Annotated in this window: 21 protein-coding genes; 10 read left to right on the forward strand and 11 right to left on the reverse strand. The window is 64.4% G+C overall.

Annotated features, from left to right (window positions below; genetic code table 11):
- Position 1 precedes the first annotated feature (1 nt).
- From trhO to ACODSK_RS09350, 3 genes are all read right to left on the reverse strand, one after another.
- A complete protein-coding gene (trhO, locus tag ACODSK_RS09340) occupies positions 2-937 on the reverse strand; it encodes an oxygen-dependent tRNA uridine(34) hydroxylase TrhO (protein WP_489015554.1) in 936 nt (311 codons plus the stop codon).
- 115 nt (positions 938-1,052) lie between these two features.
- Positions 1,053-1,352 (reverse strand): BolA family protein, encoded by a 300-nt coding sequence (locus tag ACODSK_RS09345; protein ID WP_489015555.1) that lies wholly within the window; start codon positions 1,350-1,352, stop codon positions 1,053-1,055.
- A gap of 12 nt (positions 1,353-1,364) precedes the next feature.
- A complete protein-coding gene (locus ACODSK_RS09350; RefSeq protein ID WP_489015556.1) occupies positions 1,365-1,892 on the reverse strand; it encodes a DUF2059 domain-containing protein in 528 nt (175 codons plus the stop codon).
- A 162-nt stretch (positions 1,893-2,054) separates the two neighbouring features.
- Here ACODSK_RS09350 and ACODSK_RS09355 point away from each other — a divergent pair, with 162 nt between their 5' ends.
- Positions 2,055-3,449: a class II fumarate hydratase gene (locus ACODSK_RS09355; protein ID WP_489015557.1), complete on the forward strand. Its 1,395-nt coding sequence runs from the start codon at positions 2,055-2,057 to the stop codon at positions 3,447-3,449.
- A gap of 163 nt (positions 3,450-3,612) precedes the next feature.
- Here the strand turns inward: ACODSK_RS09355 and pap are convergent, their stop codons facing one another.
- The gene (gene pap / locus ACODSK_RS09360; RefSeq protein WP_489015558.1) at positions 3,613-5,106 is read right to left on the reverse strand and encodes a polyphosphate:AMP phosphotransferase; all 1,494 of its coding nucleotides are present in this window, start codon (positions 5,104-5,106) and stop codon (positions 3,613-3,615) included.
- 126 nt (positions 5,107-5,232) lie between these two features.
- On the opposite strand from pap, the gene mnmC reads away from it, so the two are divergent.
- The 5 genes from mnmC (at position 5,233) to ACODSK_RS09385 (ending at position 12,586) form a co-directional block, all read left to right on the forward strand.
- Entirely contained in the window at positions 5,233-7,221 is a 1,989-nt protein-coding gene (mnmC, locus tag ACODSK_RS09365; RefSeq protein WP_489015560.1) for a bifunctional tRNA (5-methylaminomethyl-2-thiouridine)(34)-methyltransferase MnmC2/FAD-dependent 5-carboxymethylaminomethyl-2-thiouridine(34) oxidoreductase MnmC1, read from the forward strand.
- Positions 7,222-7,446: 225 nt separating this feature from the next.
- Positions 7,447-9,234: an N-acetylglutaminylglutamine amidotransferase gene (locus tag ACODSK_RS09370; RefSeq protein WP_489015562.1), complete on the forward strand. Its 1,788-nt coding sequence runs from the start codon at positions 7,447-7,449 to the stop codon at positions 9,232-9,234.
- Between the two features lie 3 nt (positions 9,235-9,237).
- Complete coding sequence (gene ngg / locus ACODSK_RS09375; protein WP_489015563.1) at positions 9,238-10,983, forward strand: N-acetylglutaminylglutamine synthetase; 1,746 nt, start codon at positions 9,238-9,240, stop codon at positions 10,981-10,983.
- A gap of 24 nt (positions 10,984-11,007) precedes the next feature.
- Positions 11,008-12,192, forward strand: a complete 1,185-nt coding sequence (locus ACODSK_RS09380) for an osmoprotectant NAGGN system M42 family peptidase (protein WP_489015565.1) — start codon at positions 11,008-11,010, stop codon at positions 12,190-12,192.
- A gap of 166 nt (positions 12,193-12,358) precedes the next feature.
- Positions 12,359-12,586 carry a YheU family protein gene (locus ACODSK_RS09385; RefSeq protein WP_075803776.1) on the forward strand — a complete coding sequence of 76 codons (228 nt, stop codon included), beginning with the start codon at positions 12,359-12,361 and terminating at the stop codon, positions 12,584-12,586.
- Here the strand turns inward: ACODSK_RS09385 and csrA are convergent, their stop codons facing one another.
- The 3 genes from csrA to ACODSK_RS09400 all read right to left on the reverse strand — a co-directional run bounded on the left by csrA (position 12,587) and on the right by ACODSK_RS09400 (position 14,101).
- Complete coding sequence (csrA, locus tag ACODSK_RS09390) at positions 12,587-12,772, reverse strand: carbon storage regulator CsrA (RefSeq protein WP_489015566.1); 186 nt, start codon at positions 12,770-12,772, stop codon at positions 12,587-12,589.
- 129 nt (positions 12,773-12,901) lie between these two features.
- On the reverse strand, positions 12,902-13,237 hold the full coding sequence (locus ACODSK_RS09395) for a YnfA family protein (RefSeq protein ID WP_489015568.1): 336 nt from the start codon (positions 13,235-13,237) through the stop codon (positions 12,902-12,904).
- A gap of 48 nt (positions 13,238-13,285) precedes the next feature.
- Complete coding sequence (locus ACODSK_RS09400; protein WP_489015570.1) at positions 13,286-14,101, reverse strand: SDR family oxidoreductase; 816 nt, start codon at positions 14,099-14,101, stop codon at positions 13,286-13,288.
- Positions 14,102-14,413: 312 nt separating this feature from the next.
- On the opposite strand from ACODSK_RS09400, the gene ACODSK_RS09405 reads away from it, so the two are divergent.
- The gene (locus ACODSK_RS09405) at positions 14,414-14,566 is read left to right on the forward strand and encodes a DUF3309 family protein (RefSeq protein WP_489015572.1); all 153 of its coding nucleotides are present in this window, start codon (positions 14,414-14,416) and stop codon (positions 14,564-14,566) included.
- 68 nt (positions 14,567-14,634) lie between these two features.
- Here ACODSK_RS09405 and ACODSK_RS09410 read toward each other — a convergent pair whose 3' ends face one another.
- The 3 genes from ACODSK_RS09410 to ACODSK_RS09420 form a co-directional block, all read right to left on the reverse strand.
- Positions 14,635-16,293, reverse strand: coding sequence for a cation acetate symporter (locus tag ACODSK_RS09410; protein WP_489015574.1), 1,659 nt, complete (start codon positions 16,291-16,293; stop codon positions 14,635-14,637).
- Positions 16,290-16,601 carry a DUF485 domain-containing protein gene (locus ACODSK_RS09415; RefSeq protein ID WP_489015576.1) on the reverse strand — a complete coding sequence of 104 codons (312 nt, stop codon included), beginning with the start codon at positions 16,599-16,601 and terminating at the stop codon, positions 16,290-16,292. The genes ACODSK_RS09410 and ACODSK_RS09415 overlap by 4 nt, the downstream gene beginning before the upstream one ends.
- A gap of 206 nt (positions 16,602-16,807) precedes the next feature.
- Positions 16,808-17,656 carry a glycine betaine ABC transporter substrate-binding protein gene (locus ACODSK_RS09420; protein ID WP_489015578.1) on the reverse strand — a complete coding sequence of 283 codons (849 nt, stop codon included), beginning with the start codon at positions 17,654-17,656 and terminating at the stop codon, positions 16,808-16,810.
- Between the two features lie 330 nt (positions 17,657-17,986).
- Between ACODSK_RS09420 and ACODSK_RS09425 the strand changes: the two genes are divergently transcribed.
- Positions 17,987-19,534: a glycoside hydrolase family 17 protein gene (locus ACODSK_RS09425; RefSeq protein WP_489015580.1), complete on the forward strand. Its 1,548-nt coding sequence runs from the start codon at positions 17,987-17,989 to the stop codon at positions 19,532-19,534.
- Between the two features lie 120 nt (positions 19,535-19,654).
- On the opposite strand, the gene ACODSK_RS09430 is transcribed toward ACODSK_RS09425, so the two are convergent.
- Complete coding sequence (locus ACODSK_RS09430; protein ID WP_489015582.1) at positions 19,655-20,017, reverse strand: hypothetical protein; 363 nt, start codon at positions 20,015-20,017, stop codon at positions 19,655-19,657.
- A 239-nt stretch (positions 20,018-20,256) separates the two neighbouring features.
- Between ACODSK_RS09430 and ACODSK_RS09435 the strand changes: the two genes are divergently transcribed.
- Together ACODSK_RS09435 and ACODSK_RS09440 are read left to right on the forward strand one after the other, a co-directional pair.
- Entirely contained in the window at positions 20,257-21,555 is a 1,299-nt protein-coding gene (locus ACODSK_RS09435) for a serine/threonine protein kinase (RefSeq protein WP_489015584.1), read from the forward strand.
- Positions 21,548-22,333 (forward strand): MlaA family lipoprotein, encoded by a 786-nt coding sequence (locus ACODSK_RS09440; RefSeq protein ID WP_489015586.1) that lies wholly within the window; start codon positions 21,548-21,550, stop codon positions 22,331-22,333. The genes ACODSK_RS09435 and ACODSK_RS09440 overlap by 8 nt, the downstream gene beginning before the upstream one ends.
- The last annotated feature ends 96 nt before the right edge of the window (positions 22,334-22,429 follow it).

The following is a 22,429-nucleotide window of genomic DNA, read 5'->3' on the forward strand; positions in this document are numbered from 1 at the left end:
ATCACACCTCGGCTTTGCGGTAGTTGTACCCGATCGGGTGCGGCTGGTTGCGGGCCTTGGCCAGTTCGATCTGCTTCTGCCGGTCGATGGCACTGCGGCGGGTCTTCTCGCTCAGGCTGTCCCAGCAATGCGGGCAACTGATGCCTGGCGAATAATGCTCCGAGGCCCGGTCTTCCACACTGACCGGATGGCGGCAAGCGTGGCACTGGTCGTAGTCGCCTTCGCTGAGGTCATGACGCACGGTGACCCGGTTGTCGAAGACGAAGCAGTCGCCCTGCCACTTGCTCTGGTCCTGAGGAACTTCTTCAAGATATTTCAGGATCCCGCCTTTCAAATGATAGACGGCTTCGAAACCCTCGCCGAGCATATAGCTGGACGCCTTCTCGCAGCGGATGCCGCCGGTGCAGAACATGGCCACCTTCTTGTGCCGTGCCGGGTCGAAGTTGGCCTTGATGTAGTCGGGGAATTCGCGGAACGAAGTGGTCTTCGGATCGATGGCGCCTTCAAAGGTGCCAATGGCCACTTCGTAGTCGTTGCGGGTGTCGATCAGCAGCACTTCCGGGTCGCTGATCAGGGCGTTCCAGTCCTCGGGCTCGACATAGGTGCCGACCGCCTTGTTCGGGTCCACGCCCGGCACGCCGAGGGTGACGATCTCTTTCTTCAGCTTGACCTTGGTGCGGTAGAACGGCTGCTCGTCGCAGTACGACTCCTTGTGGTCGACATCCACCAGGCGCGGGTCGTTGCGCAGCCAGGCGAGCAGGCCGTCGATGCCTTCGCGGGTGGAGGAGACCGTGCCGTTGATGCCTTCTTCGGCCAGCAGCAGGGTGCCTTTGACGCCGTTGGCTTCCATGCAGGCCAGCAGCGGCTCGCGCAGTTCGACGTAGTCTTCCAGGGTGACGAACTTGTACAGCGCCGCCACGACGATGGGTTGGGTCATGCTTGCAACTCTCCAGTGGTTGCCCTCGCAAAGGGCGGACCGGGTTCGAAAATACAAATAAAAACGCGCCGACAAGCGGCGCGGGTGCGGAGTCTAGCAAAAACCGATGGTTAAATCAGTGCTTGCTACCTCCGGCGCAGGTCGGTGAAGCCGGCGCAGCGCCGACTTTTTCCCATTCCTGCGGGGTATAGGTATGCAGCGCCAGGGCGTGGAACTGCCCCATCAGGTCGCCGAGGGTGGCGTACACCTTCTGATGACGCTTGACGCTGTTGAGACCCTCGAACTGCTCGCTGACCAGTACCGCCTTGTAATGGGTTTCCTGGCCACGGCTATGCATGTGGCTTTCGTCCAGGACCTGCAGGTGCCGGGGCTCCAGCGCCGACAGGCTCTGTTCGATCTTCTGCTGCATCGACATCTTCGGCTCCGCTTATGGCTTCTTGGCCGGGGCGGCGGCCTTGCCGGCATTCGGATCGAGTTCGTTGGTCATGTCGGCCAGCAGCTTGTTGACCACCGGTACCGCGCTTTCCAGTTTCTGCTGGGTCAGCTGCGCCGATTGCTGGGTGACCTGAGGCATTTTCTCCAGGACTTTCTTGCCCAGCGGTGACTGGTAGAAGGCCACCAGGTCTTTCAGCTCCTGCTCGCTGAAGGTGCTGGTGTACAGCTTGACCATGTCCGGCTTGAGCTTGTTCCAGCCGATGGCGTTGTCCAGAGCCGCGTTGGCCTTGGCCTGGTAGCTGTCGAGCACGGCCTTCTTCGAGGCAGGCGCCTTGGTCTGCTCGAAGCGCTGGGCAAACATCTGCTGCACCTGCATGTACACCGGAGTACCGAGCTTGTCGGCGTGCGCCAGCTTGAGGAAGGTGTCGGCAGCCGCTTCGTGGCTGGGGGTAGCAGCGAACACCTGGCCGCTTGCGCAAACCAGGGCGACGGCCGTGCAAAGGGCGCGGAGACGGGTCATCGGAATTCCTTAAAAGAGTAAGTGAGTGTTTCCAGCGTAGAGCATTCTGCGCCCACGGGCGCAACCGCTCAATAGGACGAGTGGGCTATGGAACCGGCCTTCATAATCGAGACCTAAACTGTCTGGTCAAACCTGGCATCTTGCATAAGGAGTGGGTAACACATGAGCCGCATCGAAACTGACAGCCTCGGACCGGTCGAAGTTCCTGACGAGGTCTATTGGGGCGCCCAAACGCAGCGCTCGCTGATCAACTTCGCCATCGGCAAGGAACGCATGCCGCTGGCCGTGCTGCATGCCCTGGCCCTGGTCAAGAAAGCCGCCGCGCGGGTCAACGACCGCAATGGAGACCTCCCTGCCGATATCGCCCGGCTGATCGAGCAGGCCGCCGACGAAGTGCTCGACGGCGAGCACGACGACCAGTTCCCCCTGGTGGTCTGGCAGACCGGCAGCGGCACCCAGAGCAACATGAACGTCAACGAAGTGATCGCCGGCCGCGCCAACGAACTGGCCGGCAAGGGCCGCGGCGGCAAGGAGCCGGTGCACCCCAACGACCACGTCAACCGCTCGCAGAGCTCCAACGACTGCTTCCCCACCGCCATGCACATCGCCGCCGCCCAGGCGGTGCAGGGCAAATTGCTGCCAGCCATCGCCGAGCTGTCGGCCGGGCTGGCCGAGCTGTCGGCACGGCACACCCACCTGGTGAAGACCGGACGCACCCATATGATGGATGCCACGCCGATCACCTTCGGCCAGGAGGTCTCGGCCTGGATCGCCCAGCTGGACTATGCCCAGCGCGCGATCCGTGGCGCCCTGCCGGCGGTCTGCGAACTGGCCCAGGGCGGCACGGCGGTGGGTACCGGGCTGAATGCCCCGCACGGTTTCGCCGAAGCCATCGCATCAGAACTGGCGGCGCTGTCCGGGCTACCGTTCGTCACCGCACCGAACAAATTCGCCGCCCTCGCCGGCCATGAGCCCCTGACTACCCTGGCCGGCGGCCTGAAAACCCTCGCCGTGGCGCTGATGAAGATCGCCAACGACCTGCGCCTGCTCGGCTCGGGGCCCCGTGCCGGCTTCCAGGAAGTGCGCCTGCCGGCCAACGAACCCGGCAGCTCGATCATGCCCGGCAAGGTCAACCCGACCCAATGCGAGGCCCTGTCCATGCTGGCCTGCCAGGTACTGGGCAACGACACCGCGATCGGTTTTGCGGCGAGCCAGGGGCATCTGCAGTTGAACGTGTTCAAGCCGGTGATCATCCACAACCTGCTGCAATCCATCGAACTGCTTGCCGATGGCTGCGTGAACTTCCAGCGTCATTGCGTGGCCGGCATCGAGCCGGACGCCCAGCAAATGGCCGCGCACCTGGAGCGCGGGCTGATGCTGGTGACCGCGCTGAATCCGCATATCGGCTATGACAAGGCGGCGGAAATCGCCAAGAAGGCCTATGCCGAAGGCACCACCCTGCGTGAAGCGGCATTGACCCTGGGCTATCTGACCGATGCCCAGTTCGACCAGTGGGTACGGCCGGAGCAGATGCTCGAAGCCGGCGGCAAGGGCTGAATCAGCAAGTCCTGGGTTGTCGCTGCCGGCCTCATCGTCGGCAAGCCGACTCCCACAGGGTTCTGGGCCAGCCACAGTATCTGTGCTCGACGCAGGCCCTGTGGGAGCTGGCTTGCCAGCGATGAGACCGACAGGACAACATCGCCGGCATGCCGGTCAGTCGCTACTTCTTGTGCTTGCGAAACGCCGCTTCAAGCGCCTCATTGATGGTCCGCAACACCTTCACCCGCGCCCAGCGCTTGTCATTGGCTTCCACCAGGGTCCAGGCGGAAATCTCGGTGCTGGTACGGTCGACCATATCCCCCACCGCCCGGGCATACAGATCCCATTTGTCACGGTTGCGCCAGTCTTCCTCGGTGATCTTGAAGCGCTTGAACGGGATTTCCTCGCGCTCCTGGAAACGCTCCAGCTGGGTCTGCTGGTCGATCGCCAGCCAGAACTTCACCACCACCACGCCGGCGTTGCTCAACTGCTCTTCGAAATCGTTGATTTCGCCATAGGCGCGCATCCAGTCGGCCGGGGTGCAGAAGCCTTCGACCCGCTCCACCAGCACCCGGCCGTACCAGGAACGGTCGAATACGGTGAACTTGCCGCGCCCCGGAATATGCCGCCAGAACCGCCACAGATAAGGCTGGGCGCGCTCTTCTTCGGTCGGCGCGGCAATCGGGATGATGCGGTACTGGCGCGGGTCGAGCGCAGCGGCCACGCGGCGGATCGCCCCGCCCTTGCCCGCCGCATCGTTACCTTCGAACACCGCCACCAGGGCGTGGTGCTTCATGCGCTTGTCGCGCAGCAGGCCGGCCAGGCGTGCCTGCTCGGCGAGCAACTGCTCCTGGTAGTCGTGCTTGTCCAGGCGCACGCCGAGATCCAGGGCATCCAGCAGGCTGAGCTTGTCGATGCTCTCGCTCAGGGGCGCGATATGGGTCGGCTGCTTGACGTTGCCCTCGGTCTTCAGCGCGTTCTGCAAGCCCTCCAGAAGGATCCGCCCCACCGCCAGGCTGCGATAGTGCGGGTCGGAGCCTTCGATCACATGCCAGGGCGCGTAGTCGCGGCTGGTCCGCCGCAGCACCCGCTCGCCGAAGCGCACGAAACGGTCGTAGGTTTCCGACTGCTGCCAGTCCAGCGGACTGATGCGCCAGCTACTCTGCGGGTCTTTCTTGAGGGACTTGAGGCGGTCCTTCATCTGTTTCTTGGACAGGTGGAACCAGAATTTGAAGATCAGCGCGCCTTCATCGCAAAGCATCTGCTCCAGACGTTCCGCCCCGGTGATCGCCTGGTCCAGTACGGCATCCTTGAACTGCCCGTGCACCCGGCCCTGGAGCATCTGGCTGTACCAGTTGCCGAAGAACACGCCCATGCGCCCCTTGGCCGGCAGCGCCCGCCAGTAGCGCCAGGCCGGTGGGTGGGCCAGTTCCTCGTCGGTCTGCTGGTCGAAGGTACGCACCTCGATCAGCCGCGGATCCATCCATTCGTTCAGCAGCTTGACCGTCTCGCCCTTGCCGGCGCCCTCGATGCCGTTGATCAGCACGATCACCGGAAAACGCGCCTGCTGCTTGAGCTCGAACTGGGCTTCGAGCAGGGCCTCGCGCAGCGCGGGCACTTCGGCTTCGTAGGTTTCTTTGTCGATCGAGTGACCGATTTCAGCGGATTCGAACATACCAGGCTCCCTTCTTGGATAAGCAAGACTAGCGGATCGCCATCGTTTTTGTCCGGCCTTGCGCCAGATCAAACGGCGCCGTGGCGATCGGCTAGAATGCCGGATCCGCTGTTGCCGAGCCCCTTCATGACCGACACCCCTGACCCGCGCCACGCCCAGATCGACTGGGACGAACTGGGCCGCCCGCATTCGCGGCAGTACGACGACATCTATTTCTCCAAGGAGCAGAGCCTGGAGGAAACCCATCATGTGTTCATCGAGCAGAACGACCTGCGCCAACGCTTCGCCGCGCTGGTCCCGGACGAGTGCCTGGTGATCGGTGAAACCGGCTTCGGCACCGGGCTGAATTTCCTTTGCGCCTGGCAGTTGTTCGAGCAGTGCGCAGTGCCGGGCGCCCGCCTGCATTTCATCAGCGCCGAAAAATTTCCCCTGACCCGCGACGACCTGCACCGCGCCCTGGCCCTGTGGCCGCAACTGGCGACCCAGGGCCAGGCCCTGCTGGCGCAGTACGTGGCGGTACACGAGGGTTACCAGCAGTTCCTGTTCGATGACGGCCGGATCAGCCTGACCCTGATGATCGGCGATGCCCGCGAGCAGTTCGAGAAGCTCGACGGACGCATCGATGCCTGGTTCCTCGACGGCTTCGCCCCGGCGAAGAACCCCGACATGTGGACCCCGGAGCTGTTCGCCCAGCTTGGCCGGCTGAGCGTGCCCGGCACCAGCCTCGGCACCTTCACCAGCACCGGCTGGGTACGCCGCGCGCTGATCGCCGTGGGCTTCCGGATGAAGCGCATTCCCGGCATCGGCAAGAAATGGGAGGTGCTGCGCGGGGTGTTCGACGGCACCAGCGAAGAGCAGCCAGCATTGCCTGCACCAGCCCCGTGGTACCGCCGCCCGCCGCAGCCATCCGGGCCGCGCCATGCCCTGGTGATCGGTGCCGGCCTGGCCGGGTGCGCCAGCGCCGCCAGCCTGGCTGCGCGGGGCTGGCAGGTCAGCCTGCTGGAGCGCCATGCCGGCCCGGCGCAGGAAGCCTCGGGTAATCCGCAGGGCGTGCTGTATCTCAAGCTCTCGGCCCACGGCACGCTGCTGTCGCAGCTGATCGTCAGCGGCTTCGGCCATACCCGACGGCTGCTGCAGCGTCTGCAACGAGGCAGCGACTGGGATGATTGCGGCGTGCTGCAACTGGCCTTCGACGCCAAGGAAGACCAGCGCCAGGCGCAATTGGCCGGCGCGTTCAGCGAAGAACTGGTGCAACGCCTGGATCGCCAGCAGGCCGAAGCCGTGGCCGGTATCGGCCTGCCCAGCGGCGGCCTGTTCTATCCCGAAGGCGGCTGGGTGCATCCGCCGGCGCTGTGCCACTGGCAGGCCGGGCAGCCGGGCGTGCGCCTGCTCGCCCACCACGAGGTGCTGCAACTGCGCCGGCACAACGGACAATGGCAAGCGCTCGATGGCCAGACCGTCCTGGCCGAGGCGCCGGTGGTAGTGCTGGCGGGGGCGGCGGAAATCCAGCGCTTCGACGGCAGTGCCGGCTTGCCGCTCAAGCGGATTCGCGGCCAGATCACCCGGCTGCCGGTGACCAGTGCCAGCCAGGCGCTGCAAACGGTGGTCTGTGCCGACGGCTACGTCGCCCCGCCACGGCATGGCGAACACACCCTGGGCGCCAGCTTCGACTTCCACAGCACCGACACCACGCCGACCGAAGCAGAACACCGCAGCAACCTGGAGCTGCTGCGGGAGATTTCCCCGGACCTCGCCGAGCGACTGGATATCGATCAGCAGGATCCGCGCCACCTGCAAGGCCGCGCGGCATTCCGCTGCACCAGTCCGGATTACCTGCCGCTGGTCGGGCCGCTGGCGGATGCCGAAGCCTTTGCCGAAACCTACGCCGCACTGGCGAAAAATGCCCGGCAGATTCCCGACCAGCCCTGCCCTTGGCTGGAAGGCCTGTATATCAACAGCGGGCATGGCTCGCGCGGGTTGATCACCGCGCCCTTGTGCGGCGAGCTGGTGGCGGCCTGGATCAATGGCGATGCCCTGCCGGTACCGCGGGAGATGGCCGAGGCCTGTCACCCCAACCGCTTCATGTTGCGCGAGCTCAAGCGCGGCAAGGCTTGAGGCCCAATCGCCGGCAACGCCGGCTCCCACAGGGTTGAGTGGCGCACACGAACCCTGTGGGAGCCGGCGTTGCCGGCGATGAGGCCCTCAAAAGCACCACTACCCCTCAAACCCCAACCAAAGCCTTATTCCATATCGATCTAAAACTCCCACCATCCCCACCGGTCAGTTCCTGAGTGCCCCGTTTTCGGGCACCTTCCCCAACGGCAAAACCGGTAAGGACTTATGTGCGGATTAGCTGGAGAGTTTCGTTTCACCCCTGTAGCCACCCCTTCGCGCCCGGCGGACCTCGCCGCGGTTGAGCGGATCACCCACCACCTGGCACCTCGCGGCCCCGATGCCTGGGGCTTTTTCAGCCAGGGCCCGATCGCCTTGGGCCATCGCCGCCTGAAGATCATGGACCTGTCCGACGGCTCAGCGCAGCCGATGGTCGACCAGAACCTGGGCCTGGCCCTGGCCTTCAACGGCGCCATCTACAACTTCCCGGAACTGCGCGCCGAGCTGGAAAGCCTCGGCTACGCCTTCTATTCCGATGGCGATACCGAAGTGCTGCTCAAGGGCTATCACGCTTGGGGCGAGCAACTGCTGCCACGCCTGAACGGCATGTTCGCCCTGGCCATCTGGGAGCGCGATACGCAGCAACTGTTCCTCGCCCGCGACCGCCTCGGCGTCAAGCCGCTGTACCTGTCGCGCAACAACGAGCGCCTGCGCTTCGCCTCGACCCTCCCTGCCCTGCTGCAAGGCGGCGATATCGACCCGGTGCTGGACCCGGTGGCGCTCAACCACTACCTGAACTTCCATGCCGTGGTCCCGGCGCCACGCACCCTGCTGGCCAATATCGACAAACTGCCGCCGGCCACCTGGATGCGCATCGACGCCCAGGGCCGCAGCCAGCAGCAGCAATGGTGGAGCCTGCATTACGGCCCGCGCACCGATGAACAGGACCTGACCCTGGAAGACTGGCGCGACCGCGTGCTCGACAGCACCCGCGAGGCCGTGGCGATCCGCCAGCGGGCGGCGGTGGATGTCGGCGTGCTGCTCTCCGGCGGCGTCGATTCCAGCCTGCTGGTCGGCCTGTTGCGCGAGGTCGGGGTCGATGACCTGTCGACCTTCTCCATCGGCTTCGAGGATGCCGGCGGCGAGCGCGGCGACGAGTTCCAGTACTCCGACCTGATCGCCAAGCACTACGGCACCCGCCATCACCAGTTGCGCATCGACGAGCGCGAGATCATCACCCAACTACCGGCGGCCTTCCGCGCCATGAGCGAGCCGATGGTCAGCCACGACTGCATCGCCTTCTACCTGCTGTCGCGGGAAGTGGCCAAGCATTGCAAGGTGGTGCAGAGCGGCCAGGGCGCCGACGAACTGTTCGCCGGTTACCACTGGTACCCGCAGGTGGACGGCGCCGCCGATCCGTTGGCGGCCTATCGTGCGGCCTTCTTCGACCGCAGCCACGACGAATACCGCAACACCGTGCAACTGCCCTGGCTCCTGGAGCAGGACGCCGCCGGCGACTTCGTCCGCCAGCACTTCGCCCAACCCGGCGCCGTTGATGCGGTGGACAAGGCCCTGCGCCTGGACAGCACGGTGATGCTGGTGGACGACCCGGTAAAGCGGGTCGACAACATGACCATGGCCTGGGGCCTGGAAGCGCGCACGCCGTTTCTCGATTACCGCCTGGTGGAGCTGTCGGCGCGCATCCCGGCGCGCTTCAAGCTGCCGGATGGCGGCAAGCAGGTGCTCAAGGAAGCGGCGCGGCTGGTGATCCCCAGCGAGGTGATCGACCGCAAGAAGGGTTACTTCCCGGTGCCCGGCCTCAAGCACCTGCAAGGCGCGACCCTGGACTGGGTGCGCGAGCTGCTGCTGGACCCGAGCCAGGATCGCGGGCTGTTCAACCCGGCGATGCTCGACCGCCTGCTCAGCGATCCGCACGGCCAGCTGACACCGCTGCGCGGCTCGAAACTCTGGCAACTGGCGGCCCTCAACCTGTGGCTCAGCGAACAAGGAATCTGACCGATGAAAGCCCACGCAACCGCCTACGGGCAACGCCTGCTGCGCGGCCAGGTGCCGTCCTACGAACGCCTGCAGGCGCGCCTGGCCGGCGAAGGCAGCGAACCGCACGACGAGCCGCGCTCGCTGCACTGCGGCTGGGGTCGCTTGCTGATCGGTCATACCTACGCCGAGCCCGGCCAACTCGCCGAGGCCCTGCTCGAAGAGCAGCCGGGCGAACGGGATATCGCCCTGTATGTTGCCGCACCGCAGCAGGTGCTGGCCCAGGCCCCGCACCAGCTGTTCCTCGACCCGTCCGACACCCTGCGCCTGTGGTTCAGCGATTACCGCCCGGCCAGCCGGGTGTTTCGCGGCTTCCGCATCCGCCGGGCGCAGAGCGACGAGGACTGGCTGGCGATCAACACCCTGTACCAGACCCGCAGCATGCTCCCGGTCAAGACCGAGTTGCTGACCCCGCGTCATCTCGGCGGGCCGGTGTACTGGCTGGCCGAGGACGAGGACAGCGGAGCGGTGATCGGCAGCGTGATGGGCCTCAACCACCTCAAGGCCTTCGCCGACCCGGAAGCCGGCAGCAGCCTCTGGTGCCTGGCCGTGGACCCGAACACCACCCGCCCGGGCGTCGGCGAAGTGCTGGTGCGGCACCTGGTCGAGCATTTCATGAGCCGTGGCCTGAACTACCTCGACCTCTCGGTGCTGCACGATAACCGCCAGGCCAAGCGCCTCTACGCCAAGCTGGGGTTCCGCAACCTGCCGACCTTCGCAGTCAAGCGCAAGAACGGTATCAACCAGCCGCTGTTTCTTGGTCCCGGTCCCCAGGACGGGCTCAACCCCTATGCACGGATCATCGTCGAGGAAGCCTACCGGCGCGGTATCGACGTGCAGGTGGATGACGCCGAAGGCGGCCTGTTCACCCTCAGCCATGGCGGGCGGCGGGTGCGCTGCCGCGAGTCGCTGAGCGACCTGACCAGCGCGGTGAGCATGACCCTGTGCCAGGACAAGCGCCTGACCCAGCGCACCCTCGCTGCGGCCGGGCTGGCCGTGCCGGCGCAGCAACTGGCGGGCAATGCCGACGACAACCTGGCCTTCCTCGAGGACCACGGCGCCCTGGTGGTCAAGCCGGTGGACGGAGAGCAAGGCAACGGTGTGGCGGTCAACCTCACCAGCCTCGACGAGGTCAACCACGCCATCGAACAGGCCCGGCGCTTCGACAGCCGGGTGTTGCTGGAAAGCTTCCACCCCGGCCTGGACCTGCGCATCGTGGTCATCGGTTTCGAGGTGGTGGCGGCGGCGATCCGTCACCCGGCGCAAGTGATCGGCGACGGCCAGCACAGCATCGGCCGCCTGATCGAGGCTCATAGCCGCCGACGCCAGGCGGCGACCGGTGGTGAAAGCCGCATCCCCAAGGACGACGAAACCCTGCGCACGTTGCAGGCCGCCGGCTTTGACTACGACAGCATCCTCCCCGCCGGCCAGCGCCTGGCAGTGCGGCGCACCGCCAACCTGCACACCGGCGGCTGCCTGGAGGACGTCACCGCGCGCCTGCATCCGGCCCTGGCCGAGGCGGCGATCCAGGCCGCCCGGGCCCTGGACATTCCGGTGGTCGGGCTGGACCTGATGGTCCGCGGCGCCGACCAGCCGGACTACGTATTCATCGAGGCCAACGAGCGCGCCGGCCTGGCCAACCACGAACCGCAACCCACTGCCGAACGTTTCGTCGACCTGCTGTTCCCCCACAGCCGGCCGACGTCCTGATCCACGAGTACCCGAGGAGTGCCCATGACTGCCCCGCTACCCGAACCGGACCTGAACTATCTGCAGAAAGTCCTTCTGGAAATGCTGGCGATCCCCAGTCCCACCGGCTTTACCGACACCATCGTGCGCTACGTCGCCGAACGCCTGGAAGAACTGGGCATCCCCTTCGAACTGACCCGGCGCGGCACCATCCGCGCCACCCTCAAGGGCCGCAAGAACTCCCCCGACCGTGCCGTCTCCGCGCACCTCGATACCATCGGCGCCAGCGTCCGCGCCCTGCAGGACAACGGCCGCCTCGGCCTGGCGGCGGTGGGCTGCTGGTCGAGCCGCTTCGCCGAAGGCAGCCGGGTCAGCATCTTCACCGACAACGGCGTGCTGCGCGGCAGCGTCCTGCCGTTGATGGCCAGCGGTCACGCCTTCAACACCGCGATCGACCAGATGCCGGTGAGCTGGGAGCACATCGAAGTGCGCCTGGACGCCTACTGCGCGACCCGCGCCGACTGTGAGTCGCTGGGGATCAATATCGGTGACTTCGTCGCCTTCGATCCGCTGCCGGAGTTCACCGAAAGCGGCCATATCAGCGCCCGCCACCTGGACGACAAGGCCGGCGTAGCGGCCTTGCTGGCGGCGCTCAAGGCGGTGGTGGAAAGTGGCCAGCAGCCGCAGATCGACTGTCACCCGCTGTTCACCATCACCGAGGAAACCGGCTCCGGCGCGGCGGGCGCCCTGCCCTGGGATGTCAGCGAATTCGTCGGCATCGACATCGCCCCGGTCGCCCCGGGCCAGCACTCCAGCGAACATGCGGTCAGCGTGGCCATGCAGGACTCGTCGGGGCCCTATGACTACCACCTGTCGCGGCACCTGCTGCACCTGGCCAACGAGCACAACCTGCCGGTGCGGCGCGACCTGTTCCGCTATTACTTCAGCGATGCCCACTCGGCGATTACCGCCGGGCACGATATCCGCACGGCGTTGCTGGCGTTCGGCTGCGATGCCACCCATGGCTACGAGCGCACCCATATCGACAGCCTGGCGGCGTTGAGTCGTTTGCTCGGGGCTTATCTGCTGAGTCCGCCGGTGTTTGCCGCGGATTCACAGCCGGCGGGGAGTTCGCTGGAGAGGTTCAGTCATCAGCTGGAGCATGATGCGCAGATGGAGAGTGATACGCGGTTGCCGACGGTGGATGAGGTGTTTGGTCGCAGGGATTGATTGGTCTTGAGGGCCTCATCGCTGGCAATCGGATCGCCGCCCGGCCAGCTCCCACAGGTTCGCGTACACCGCCGAACCTTGTGGGAGCCGGCGTTGCCGGCGATGAGGCCCTCAAGTGCAACAAAGCAGGTAGCATGTGCCATCAATTCACAGCAGACCCAGTCCCATGCTCATCCCCTACGACCAACTCGAAGCCGAAACCCTGACCCGCCTGATCGAAGACTTCGTCACCCGCGACGGCACTGACAACGGCGACGACACCCCGCTGGAAACCCGCGTCCTGCGCGTGCGCCAGGCGCTGGCCAAGGGGCAGGCGTTCATCCTCTTCGATATGGACAGCCAGCAGTGCCAGCTGCTGGCCAAGCACGACATCCCGAAAGAGCTGTTCGACTGATCAGCCGGCCTTCTGCTTGTCCATTTCCTCCGCCAGGCGCCGATAGATTTCGGCGCGATGGATTTCCACGTTGCGCGGCGCGCTGATACCGAAGCGCACGGTGCCGCCGTCCACGGAAATCACCTTGAGCTTGATGTCGTTACCGATGTTGATGACCTCGCCAATCTCGCGTCCTATGACCAGCATCGACAAATCCTCCTTGTTCGAGTGAATTCGGAGACTGGCTGTCGGCGTAGTCCACTTCAATGGTCCGATCGGTAAATAGAGCTGTCCTACAACATGAAAAGAAAGAGCCTACTGAAACTTCCTACAATCTCAGCCCGCGCTCTGTAGCCGAGGGCCCAGCAGGATCACCGTCGCCCCAACCACGCAAAGCAGTGCGCCGAGCCAGTCGCTGGTCAGCGGCCGGCCCTTCTCGACAAAGGCCAGCCACAGCAGCGAGGTGACGATATAGATCCCGCCATAGGCGGCGTAGGCACGGCCGGCATAGGCCGCCTCGACCCGGGTCAGGAGCAGGGCGAACAGGGTCAGGCTGAGCAGCGCCGGGGCGATCCACCAGGCGCTCTTGTCCAGCCGCAGCCACATATAGAAGGCGTAGCAGCCGGCGATCTCGAACACGGCGGCGAAGAAGAACAGCAGGTAGTTGAGCACAGGTATCCCCGGTACTGGCAAAACGCCGAGGATACCTGATGAGACGACTCAGGATTGGCTGGGACGGCCTTTCGCGCGCATTTTCTCGGCCATGCTGGCCATCTCGTCATAGAGCGCCTGCGGGTCGTGCTGCTTGAGGTGCCAGGCCATGCGCCCCTGCTCGTGGGGCAGGATCATGAACTGGCCGCGCTCGACCTCGCGGTAGATGTAGTCGGCGATATCCGCCGCGCTGATCGGCGAACTTTCCAGCAGCTTGCCGACCTGGGCCTTCATCGCCGGGGTCGGGCCGCGGAACGAGTCCAGCAGGTTGGTCTGGAAGAACGATGGGCAGACCACATGCACGTCCACCTCGAGCTGGCGCAGTTCCACCAGCAGGCTCTCGGAAAGCGCCACCACGCCGGCCTTGGCCACGTTGTAGTTGCTCATCGCCGGGCCCTGCATCAAGGCGGCCATGGAGGCGATGTTGATGATTCGCCCTTTGCTCCGTTCCAGCAGCGGCAGGAAGGCCTTGCAGCCCTTGACCACGCCCATCAGGTTGATCGCGATCTGCCAGTCCCAGTCCTCCAGGGACAGCTCGGCGAAGAAGCCACCCGAGGCGACGCCGGCGTTGTTGACGATCACATCGATGCCGCCGAGCTGTTCCTCGCAGGCCTGGGCCAGGGCGATCAGCTGGCTGTAGTCGCGCACGTCGCAGCGCTGGGTGAAGCCGTTGCCGCCGGCCTCGCGGACCATGGCCAGGGTCTGTTTCAGGCCTTCCTCGTTGACATCGCTCAATGCCAGTTGCCACCCCTCGCGGGCCCAGCGCAGGGCAATCTCGCGCCCCAATCCGGAGCCTGCGCCGGTGATCATCATGCGGTTCTGCATAGCACCTGCCTTGTCTGTTTCATGTCGGTGACGGGCAGTGTAGCGAAGGGTTTGCGCGGGCCCGACCGGTATCAGGTTGCTGAATGGTCGGGGCAAAGATCCGAGGCTTTTGCTGGCCTGAAGACCGTCATCGCTGGCAAGCCAGCTCCCACAAAGTCCGCGGCGTATTCGCCCCCTGTGGGAGCTGGCTTGCCAGCGATGACGCACGAGAGAGCAACCCGATTAAACTTTCTTCCCTGGCCCGCAATCACACTTATTAAGCGGACCTGAACAGCAGGTCTGCCCATCCGACCGAAACCAGAGGAATCCGTCATGGGCACAATTCTGATCATCATCCTGATCCTGCTGCTGATCGGCGGCCTGCCGGTCTTCCCGCACTCCAGAAGCTGGGGCTACGGGCCGTCCGGGGTCGTCGGGACCGTGCTGATCGTGCTGCTGATCCTGCTATTGCTCGGCTACATATGACCGGCGTCTGAATCGCAGGCAAAAAAAACGGCCCTTCTCAGGGCCGTTTTTTCATTGCCGGGGAACTATCAGTGCGAAACCGCACCGCTGGCGCCCAGGCCGGTCTGCGAACGGACGAACTGCGGGAAGAACAGCGCACGCTCGTCTTCGGCTGCCTTGGACTTGTCGGTGACCGAGAAGAACCAGATACCGACGAAGGCAATGATCATCGAGAACAGCGCCGGGTACTCGTACGGGTAGATCGGCTTCTCGTGGTGCAGGATCTGCACCCAGATGGTCGGGCCGAGGATCATCAGCGCCACGGCACTGATCAGGCCCATCCAGCCGCCGATCATGGCGCCACGGGTGGTCAGCTTCTTCCAGTACATCGAGAGCAGCAGTACCGGGAAGTTGCAGCTGGCGGCGATGGAGAACGCCAGGCCGACCATGAAGGCAATGTTCTGGCTTTCGAACAGGATGCCCAGGCCGATGGCCAGCACCGCCAGGGCGATGGTGGTGATCTTCGAAACGCGGATCTCGTCCTTCTCGTTGGCCTTGCCTTTGCGCCAGACGCTGGCGTACAGGTCGTGGGAAACCGCCGAAGCACCGGCCAGGGTCAGGCCGGCAACCACCGCGAGGATGGTGGCGAAGGCCACCGCCGAGATGAAGCCGAGGAAGATGCTGCCGCCTACCGCATCGGCCAGGTGCACCGCCGCCATGTTGTTGCCGCCGATCAGGGCGCCAGCAGCGTCCTTGAAGGCCGGGTTGGTGCTGACCAGGAGGATCGCGCCGAAGCCGATGATGAAGGTCAGGATGTAGAAGTAGCCGATGAAGCCGGTGGCGTAGAACACCGATTTACGGGCTTCCTTGGCGTCGCTCACAGTGAAGAAGCGCATCAGGATGTGCGGCAGGCCGGCGGTACCGAACATCAGCGCCAGGCCGAGGGAGAACGCCGAGATCGGGTCTTTCACCAGACCGCCAGGGCTCATGATCGCTTCACCTTTCGGGTGCACGGCGATGGCCTGGGAGAACAGCTGGCTGAAGTCGAAGTTGACGTGCTTCATCACCATCAGCGCCATGAAGCTGGCACCGGAGAGCAGCAGCACGGCCTTGATGATCTGCACCCAGGTGGTCGCCAGCATGCCGCCGAACAGCACGTACAGGCACATCAGGATGCCGACCAGGATCACCGCGACGTGGTAGTCGAGACCGAACAGCAGCTGGATCAGCTTGCCGGCGCCGACCATCTGGGCGATCAGGTAGAAGGCCACCACCACCAGCGAACCGGAGGCGGACAGGGTGCGGATTTCCTTCTGCCCGAGGCGGTAGGACGCCACGTCGGCGAAGGTGTATTTGCCCAGGTTGCGCAGGCGTTCGGCAATCAGGAAGAGAATGATCGGCCAGCCGACAAGGAAGCCGATCGAGTAGATCAGGCCGTCGTAGCCGGAGGTGAACACCAGGGCGGAAATACCCAGGAAGGACGCCGCGGACATGTAGTCGCCGGCGATCGCCAGGCCGTTCTGGAAGCCGGTGATCTTGCCGCCGGCGGCGTAGTAGTCGGACGCCGAGTTGTTCTTTTTCGAGGCCCAGTAGGTGATGCACAGGGTCAGGCCGACGAAGGCGACGAACATGATGATCGCCGCGACGTTCAGCGGTTGCTTCTGCACCTCGCCGGTGAGGGCGTCGGCGGCCCAGACGGCGGGTGCGAACGCGCCGATGGCCAGGGTTGCCAGTACACGCCGGATCATTGCTGAACCTCCTTGAGGATTGCGTTGTTCAGCTCGTCGAACTCACCGTTGGCACGACGTACGTAGATACCGGTGAGGACGAAAGCCGAGAGGATCAGACCCACGCCCAGGGGGATGCCCCAGGTGATCGAAGAGTCAGGGCTGATCTTGGTACCCAGGATCTGGGGACCGTAGGCAATCAGGAGAATGAAAGCAGAGTAGAGGCCGAGCATGATCACCGAGAGAATCCAGGCGAATCGTTCCCGTTTTGACACCAGCTCCTTGAACCGCGGGCTGTTTTGTATCGAGAGGTAAATGCTGTCGTTCATTGTTTTTGTCCTCGCAGCACAGATTAGGTAGAACCCGTCACCACTTTATGCTGCCCATGGACGCACTCCAGACGACCTTAGTCTTAGATGTAAAAGTCTTTTGCGAAGTTGGTAACAGCCCCGAAACACAAGGGCCGCCCGCCGGAAAATCCGGGGGGCGGCCCTGCAAGGCTCAGGATAGAGGCATAAAGCCACTATGCGATGGGTTATTTAGCGGTCCACTCGGCAACGCGCTCGGGGTGCTTGGCGACCCAGTCCTTGGCGGCGGCATCGGGCTTTGCGCCCTCTTGAATGGCCAACATGACCTCGCCGATCTCGTCCTTCGACTGCCAGGAGAACTTCTTCAGGAACTCGGCCACTTCCGGCGCCTTGGTCGCCAGTTCCTTGCTGCCGATGCTGTTGACGGTTTCAGCGGCGCCGTACACGCCTTTCGGGTCTTCGAGGAAGCGCAGTTTCCACTTGGCGAACATCCAGTGCGGCACCCAGCCGGTCACCGCGATGGACTGCTGCTTGGCGTAGGCGCGACCCAGTTCGGCGGTCATCGCCGCGCCGGAGCTGGCCTGCAGCTTGTAGCCGGTCAGGTCGTAGTCCTTGATCGCCTGGTCGGTCTTGAGCATCACGCCGGAGCCGGCATCGATACCGACGATCTTGTTCTTGAAGCTGTCATCGGTCTTCAGGTCGGCGACCGATTGCGCCTTGACGTACTCAGGCACGATCAGGCCGATCTTGGCGTCCTTGAAGTTGGGGCCGTAGTCGACCACGTTGTCCTTGTTCTTCGCCCAGTAGTCGCCGTGAGTGACAGGCAGCCAGGCCGAGAGCATGGCATCGAGTTTACCGGTGGCCACGCCCTGCCACATGATCCCGGTCGCCACAGCCTGGACTTTCACGTCGTAGCCCAGCTTCTGTTTGATGACCTCGGCGGCCACATGGGTAGTCGCCACACTGTCGGCCCAGCCATCGACGTAGCCGATACTCACTTCCTTGGCCATCGCCGTCACGGCGCTCATTGCCAATACCAGGGCGGTGCCCGCCCCCAGGAGTCGTCGCATTTTCATCAAAGCTTCCCCTTGTCACTTCACGGATAGTCATGCCCCGACGGTGTTCGGGCCACGTCTTGTTCTGGTGCACGGCGCCCCCTTCACGCCCCAACCACTGAACCGCGACCGCCATCAGTGGAGTACTGATGCGTCCATCATCAACCTCGACCGACGACGGACCTGATCTGTCAGCGACCTCGAAACATCGAGAAACGACACCAGATTGCCAGCACCGCCAGCAATCACGGGGGCCACGAAAAATCCCGCCCGAACTTTGCATGGCAAGGGCAAACGCGGGGAGGTTTGCGGGTAGTATTGGCGGCTTTGTCACCTCAGCCGGAACGCTCCATGTCCTCGACTGCCCGCTTTGCGCTGCCGCCTTACCTGTTCGCCTGCCTGCTCGGCCTGTTCGCCCTCGCCGGGCTCTGGTACGGGCTCGGCAAGCCGGTGGTGTTGCCCGACGCCGCCAGTGCCACGCACAAATTGCAGTGCGCTTCCTACACACCGTTCGACAAGGACCAATCGCCTTTCGACCAGCCCTTCACCCTGCGCCCGGAGCGCATCGACGCCGACCTGGCGCTGCTGTCGAAACGCTTCGAGTGCATCCGCACCTACTCCATGACCGGGCTCGAAGGCATTCCCGCCATCGCCCGCAAACACGGGCTGAAGGTCATGCTGGGGGCCTGGGTCAACGGCAATCCGGCGGATACCGACAAGGAAATCCGCGCCCTGATCGCCTCGGCCAACGCCAACCCGGACGTGGTCAGCGCAGTGATCGTCGGTAACGAAACCCTGCTGCGCAAGGAAGTCACCGGCGACCGCCTGGCGGCGCTGATCGCCGAGGTGAAGAGCCAGGTCAAGGTGCCGGTGACCTACGCCGATGTCTGGGAATTCTGGTTGCAGCATCCGCAGATCGCCCCGGCGGTGGACTTCCTCACCATTCATCTGCTGCCCTACTGGGAAGACGACCCGCGCGGTATCGACGATGCCCTGGCCCATGTCGGCGAAATCCGCCAGCAATTCGGCAAGCAGTTCGCGCCCAAGGACATCCTGATCGGCGAGACCGGCTGGCCCAGCGAAGGTCGCCAGCGGGAAACCGCGGTGCCGAGCCGGGTCAACGAAGCGCGCTTCATTCGCGGCTTCGTGGCCATGGCCGAGGAGCACGGCTGGCACTACAACCTGATCGAAGCCTTCGACCAGCCGTGGAAGCGCGCCAGCGAAGGTGCGGTCGGCGGTTACTGGGGGCTGTATGACGCCGACCGGCAGGACAAGGGCGTGCTGGAAGGGCCGGTCAGCAACCTGCCGTTCTGGCCGCAATGGTTGATCGCCAGTGGCGTGCTGTTCTTCGTCACCCTGGTGCTGGCGGGGCCGGTGCGCACTGCGCGCAACGCCCTGGCGCTGCCGCTGCTGGCGGCGCTCGGTGCGGCGAGCATCGGCTTGTGGGGCGAGCTGGCGCGGACCAATGCGCGCTTTGCCGGCGAATGGCTGTGGGTGGCCTTGCTGGTGGGCTTGAACCTGATCGTGCTGGCACACGGCGCGCTGGCGTTGTCGGCGCGGGATGGCTGGCGTGAGCGGGCCTTTGCCTGGCTGGAAGCGCGGGGCGCCTGGTGGGTGCTGGCGGCGGGCTTTGCCGCGGCGGTGAGCATGCTGGCGCTGGTGTTCGATCCACGTTACCGCAGCTTCCCGAGTGCCGCGTTCGTGGTGCCGGCGCTGGTTTACCTGGCGCGCCCGGTGCGGGTGGCGCGGGGCGAGGTGGCGCTGCTGACCTTGATCGTCGGCGCGGGGATTGCGCCGCAGCTGTATCGGGAAGGGTTGTTGAGCCAGCAGGCGTGGGTGTGGGCCTTCGTCAGCGTGGCGATGACCGTGGCCCTGTGGCGTTGCCTGAGAACCCGATAGTTCTTTCGGGCCTCATCGCTGGCAAGGCCAGCTCCCACAGGTCCAGCGGTGCACGCGGTCCTTGTGGGAGCTGGCCTTGCCAGCGATGAGGCCCTCTAATCCACTACAAAAACCGTAGGCTCAGCGAGTCCGGCGAACCAGACGCAACCCCGCCAGCACCACGGTGAACACCGCAATACTCGCGGTATACAGCACCAACGCCGGAATCCCCGCCGCCAGCGCCAGCACCGCCAGCCACCAGCCGGCCTTGCGCGGCACCAGGGTTGCCAGAACCGCCAGCCCCAAGCCGATCCACGCCAGAATCCTGAAGTGAATGGTCAAGCCCAGGGCAGAGCGCACCGAGCACTCCCACACCTGCACCTGCGCCGAGCACACCCCAACCCACTGCGGATCCTCCATGAAGCCATAGCGCACCGCATAACTGGCGGCCAGCCACAGCGGGATGAACAGCAGCAAGGCGATCAGTGGCAAGCGCTGGGACATGGGTCACTCCAAAGTCAGAAAAATCGCCGGCCAGCATAATCCCTCAGGCCGTCTGCGCAAGGCGAAAGCGCCGGCCTGGGCTATTTTTATCCCCAGGATAAATGGAACCAATTGTTGCAACGGCCAAAGCGGGCGCGGCAACATTCGGGACAACAAAGACAGTGGCACTTGGCAACTTCTTTAGTAATGGAAGTGTCCTAGGCTGCATCGTGCTTTTTGCCTTTTTCCGGGGACCCGTCATGTTTCGACCACTGCGCCTCGCTGCCCTGCTGGGCGGCCTACTGTTGAGTGCGGCCGCGTCGGCGGCGGATATCGATGCCGCCAGCTATGGCTATCCGCTGACCAACCCCTTCGAGGCGACCATCGCCACCACGCCGCCGGACCTGCGTCCCGAGCTGCCCACGGACGATGACATCACCCAGAACGACTACACCCTCAACCTGCGCCCGGAACGGGAGTTCATCCTGCCGGACAATTTCTGGCCGGTGAAGAAGCTCACCTACCGCCTGGCCCGCCAGGACCACGAGGCGCCGCTGATCTTCCTGATCGCCGGGACCGGCGCACCGTTCAATGCCAGCATCAACGAATACCTCAAGCGCCTGTACTACAAGGCCGGCTTCCACGTGGTGCAGTTGTCCTCACCGACCAGCTACGACTTCATGAGCGCCGCCTCGCGCTTCGCCACGCCCGGCGTCAGCACCGAGGACGCCGAAGACCTGTACCGGGTCATGCAGGGCGTGCGCGCCCAGCACCCACGCCTGCCGGTCAGGGAGTTCTACCTCAGCGGCTACAGCCTCGGCGCCCTCGACGCGGCCTTCGTCGCCCACCTCGACGAGACCCGGCGCAGCTTCAACTTCAAGCGCGTGCTGCTGCTCAACCCGCCGGTGAACCTGTACACCTCGATCAGCAACCTCGACCGCCTGGTGCAGACCGAGGTCAAGGGCGTGACCAGCCACACCACCTTCTATGAGCTGATCCTCAACAAGCTGACCCGCTACTTCCAGCAGAAGGGCTATATCGACCTCAACGACGCCCTGCTCTACGACTTCCAGCAATCGCGCCAGCACCTGTCCAACGAGCAGATGGCCATGCTGATCGGCAGTTCGTTCCGCTTCTCCGCCGCCGATATCGCCTTCACCTCGGACCTGATCAACCGCCGCGGCCTGATCATCCCGCCGAAATTCCCGATCACCGAGGGCAGCAGCCTGACGCCGTTCTTCAAGCGCGCCCTGCAATGCGACTTCGACTGCTACCTGACCGAGCAGGTGATCCCCATGTGGCGCGCCCGTACCGACGGCGGCAGCCTGTTGCAACTGATCGACCAGGTCAGCCTGTATGCCCTGAAGGACTACCTGAGCACCTCGGACAAGATCGCCGTGATGCACAACGCCGACGACCTGATCCTCGGCCCCGGCGATATCGGTTTCCTGCGCAAGACCTTCGGCGACCGGCTGACCCTGTACCCCCATGGCGGCCATTGCGGCAACCTCAATTACCGCGTCAACGCCGACGCCATGCTGGAGTTCTTCCGTGGTTAAACCTCTGCTGATCACCGCCCTGCTGTTGTCCGCCGTCCCGGCCTTCGCCGACGAACCGGCACCTGCGGCCAGCGTGCTGGATACCGACGGCTTCACCGAGCCGCTGAAGGAACTGAAGTTCAACCCCGGCCTGGACCAGCGCGAGTTCGAACGTGCCACCCTCAATGCCCTTGAGGTCTACGACCCGCTGGAGTCGTGGAACCGCCGGGTCTATCACTTCAACTACCGCTTCGACCAATGGGTGTTCCTGCCGGTGGTCAACGGCTACCGCTACGTCACCCCGGAATTCGTGCGCAGCGGCGTGAGCAATTTCTTCAGCAACCTGGGCGACGTACCGAACCTGCTCAACAGCCTGTTGCAGTTCAAGGGCAAACGCTCGCTGGACATCACCGCGCGCCTGCTGATGAACACCACCATCGGTGTGTTCGGCCTGTGGGACCCGGCGGCGAAGATGGGCATCCCGAAACAGAACGAAGACTTCGGCCAGACCCTCGGCGTGTGGGGCGTGCCCAGTGGTGCGTACCTCGTACTGCCGATCCTCGGCCCGTCGAACCTGCGTGACACCGGCGGGCTGGTGGTGGACTACGGTGCGGAGAACCAGATCAACTTCCTCAATGTCGCCGAGGTCAGCAATGACCACCCGGAAATCTGGGCGCTGCGCATGGTCGACAAGCGCTACACCACCAACTTCCGCTATGGCCAGATGAACTCGCCGTTCGAGTACGAGAAGGTACGCTACGTCTATACCGAGTCGCGCAAGTTGCAGATCGCCGAATAAGAAGGCTGCACTTACCCTGTGGGAGCGGGTTTACCCGCGATGGCGCTGGTGAACCCACTGGCGCTATCGCGGGTGAACCCGCTCCCACAGGGTACT

It is taken from the genome of Pseudomonas sp. FG98, from assembly GCF_057808595.1.

What these genes read in the sequence shown, in the direction of transcription:
- trhO (WP_489015554.1), bottom strand. Translation starts at nt 937, where the DNA reads ATGACCCAACCCATCGTCGTGGCGGCGCTGTACAAGTTCGTCACCCTG.
- ACODSK_RS09345 (WP_489015555.1), bottom strand. Translation starts at nt 1,352, where the DNA reads ATGTCGATGCAGCAGAAGATCGAACAGAGCCTGTCGGCGCTGGAGCCC.
- ACODSK_RS09350 (WP_489015556.1), bottom strand. Translation starts at nt 1,892, where the DNA reads ATGACCCGTCTCCGCGCCCTTTGCACGGCCGTCGCCCTGGTTTGCGCA.
- ACODSK_RS09355 (WP_489015557.1), top strand. Translation starts at nt 2,055, where the DNA reads ATGAGCCGCATCGAAACTGACAGCCTCGGACCGGTCGAAGTTCCTGAC.
- pap (WP_489015558.1), bottom strand. Translation starts at nt 5,106, where the DNA reads ATGTTCGAATCCGCTGAAATCGGTCACTCGATCGACAAAGAAACCTAC.
- mnmC (WP_489015560.1), top strand. Translation starts at nt 5,233, where the DNA reads ATGACCGACACCCCTGACCCGCGCCACGCCCAGATCGACTGGGACGAA.
- ACODSK_RS09370 (WP_489015562.1), top strand. Translation starts at nt 7,447, where the DNA reads ATGTGCGGATTAGCTGGAGAGTTTCGTTTCACCCCTGTAGCCACCCCT.
- ngg (WP_489015563.1), top strand. Translation starts at nt 9,238, where the DNA reads ATGAAAGCCCACGCAACCGCCTACGGGCAACGCCTGCTGCGCGGCCAG.
- ACODSK_RS09380 (WP_489015565.1), top strand. Translation starts at nt 11,008, where the DNA reads ATGACTGCCCCGCTACCCGAACCGGACCTGAACTATCTGCAGAAAGTC.
- ACODSK_RS09385 (WP_075803776.1), top strand. Translation starts at nt 12,359, where the DNA reads ATGCTCATCCCCTACGACCAACTCGAAGCCGAAACCCTGACCCGCCTG.
- csrA (WP_489015566.1), bottom strand. Translation starts at nt 12,772, where the DNA reads ATGCTGGTCATAGGACGCGAGATTGGCGAGGTCATCAACATCGGTAAC.
- ACODSK_RS09400 (WP_489015570.1), bottom strand. Translation starts at nt 14,101, where the DNA reads ATGCAGAACCGCATGATGATCACCGGCGCAGGCTCCGGATTGGGGCGC.
- ACODSK_RS09405 (WP_489015572.1), top strand. Translation starts at nt 14,414, where the DNA reads ATGGGCACAATTCTGATCATCATCCTGATCCTGCTGCTGATCGGCGGC.
- ACODSK_RS09410 (WP_489015574.1), bottom strand. Translation starts at nt 16,293, where the DNA reads ATGATCCGGCGTGTACTGGCAACCCTGGCCATCGGCGCGTTCGCACCC.
- ACODSK_RS09415 (WP_489015576.1), bottom strand. Translation starts at nt 16,601, where the DNA reads ATGAACGACAGCATTTACCTCTCGATACAAAACAGCCCGCGGTTCAAG.
- ACODSK_RS09420 (WP_489015578.1), bottom strand. Translation starts at nt 17,656, where the DNA reads ATGAAAATGCGACGACTCCTGGGGGCGGGCACCGCCCTGGTATTGGCA.
- ACODSK_RS09425 (WP_489015580.1), top strand. Translation starts at nt 17,987, where the DNA reads ATGTCCTCGACTGCCCGCTTTGCGCTGCCGCCTTACCTGTTCGCCTGC.
- ACODSK_RS09430 (WP_489015582.1), bottom strand. Translation starts at nt 20,017, where the DNA reads ATGTCCCAGCGCTTGCCACTGATCGCCTTGCTGCTGTTCATCCCGCTG.
- ACODSK_RS09435 (WP_489015584.1), top strand. Translation starts at nt 20,257, where the DNA reads ATGTTTCGACCACTGCGCCTCGCTGCCCTGCTGGGCGGCCTACTGTTG.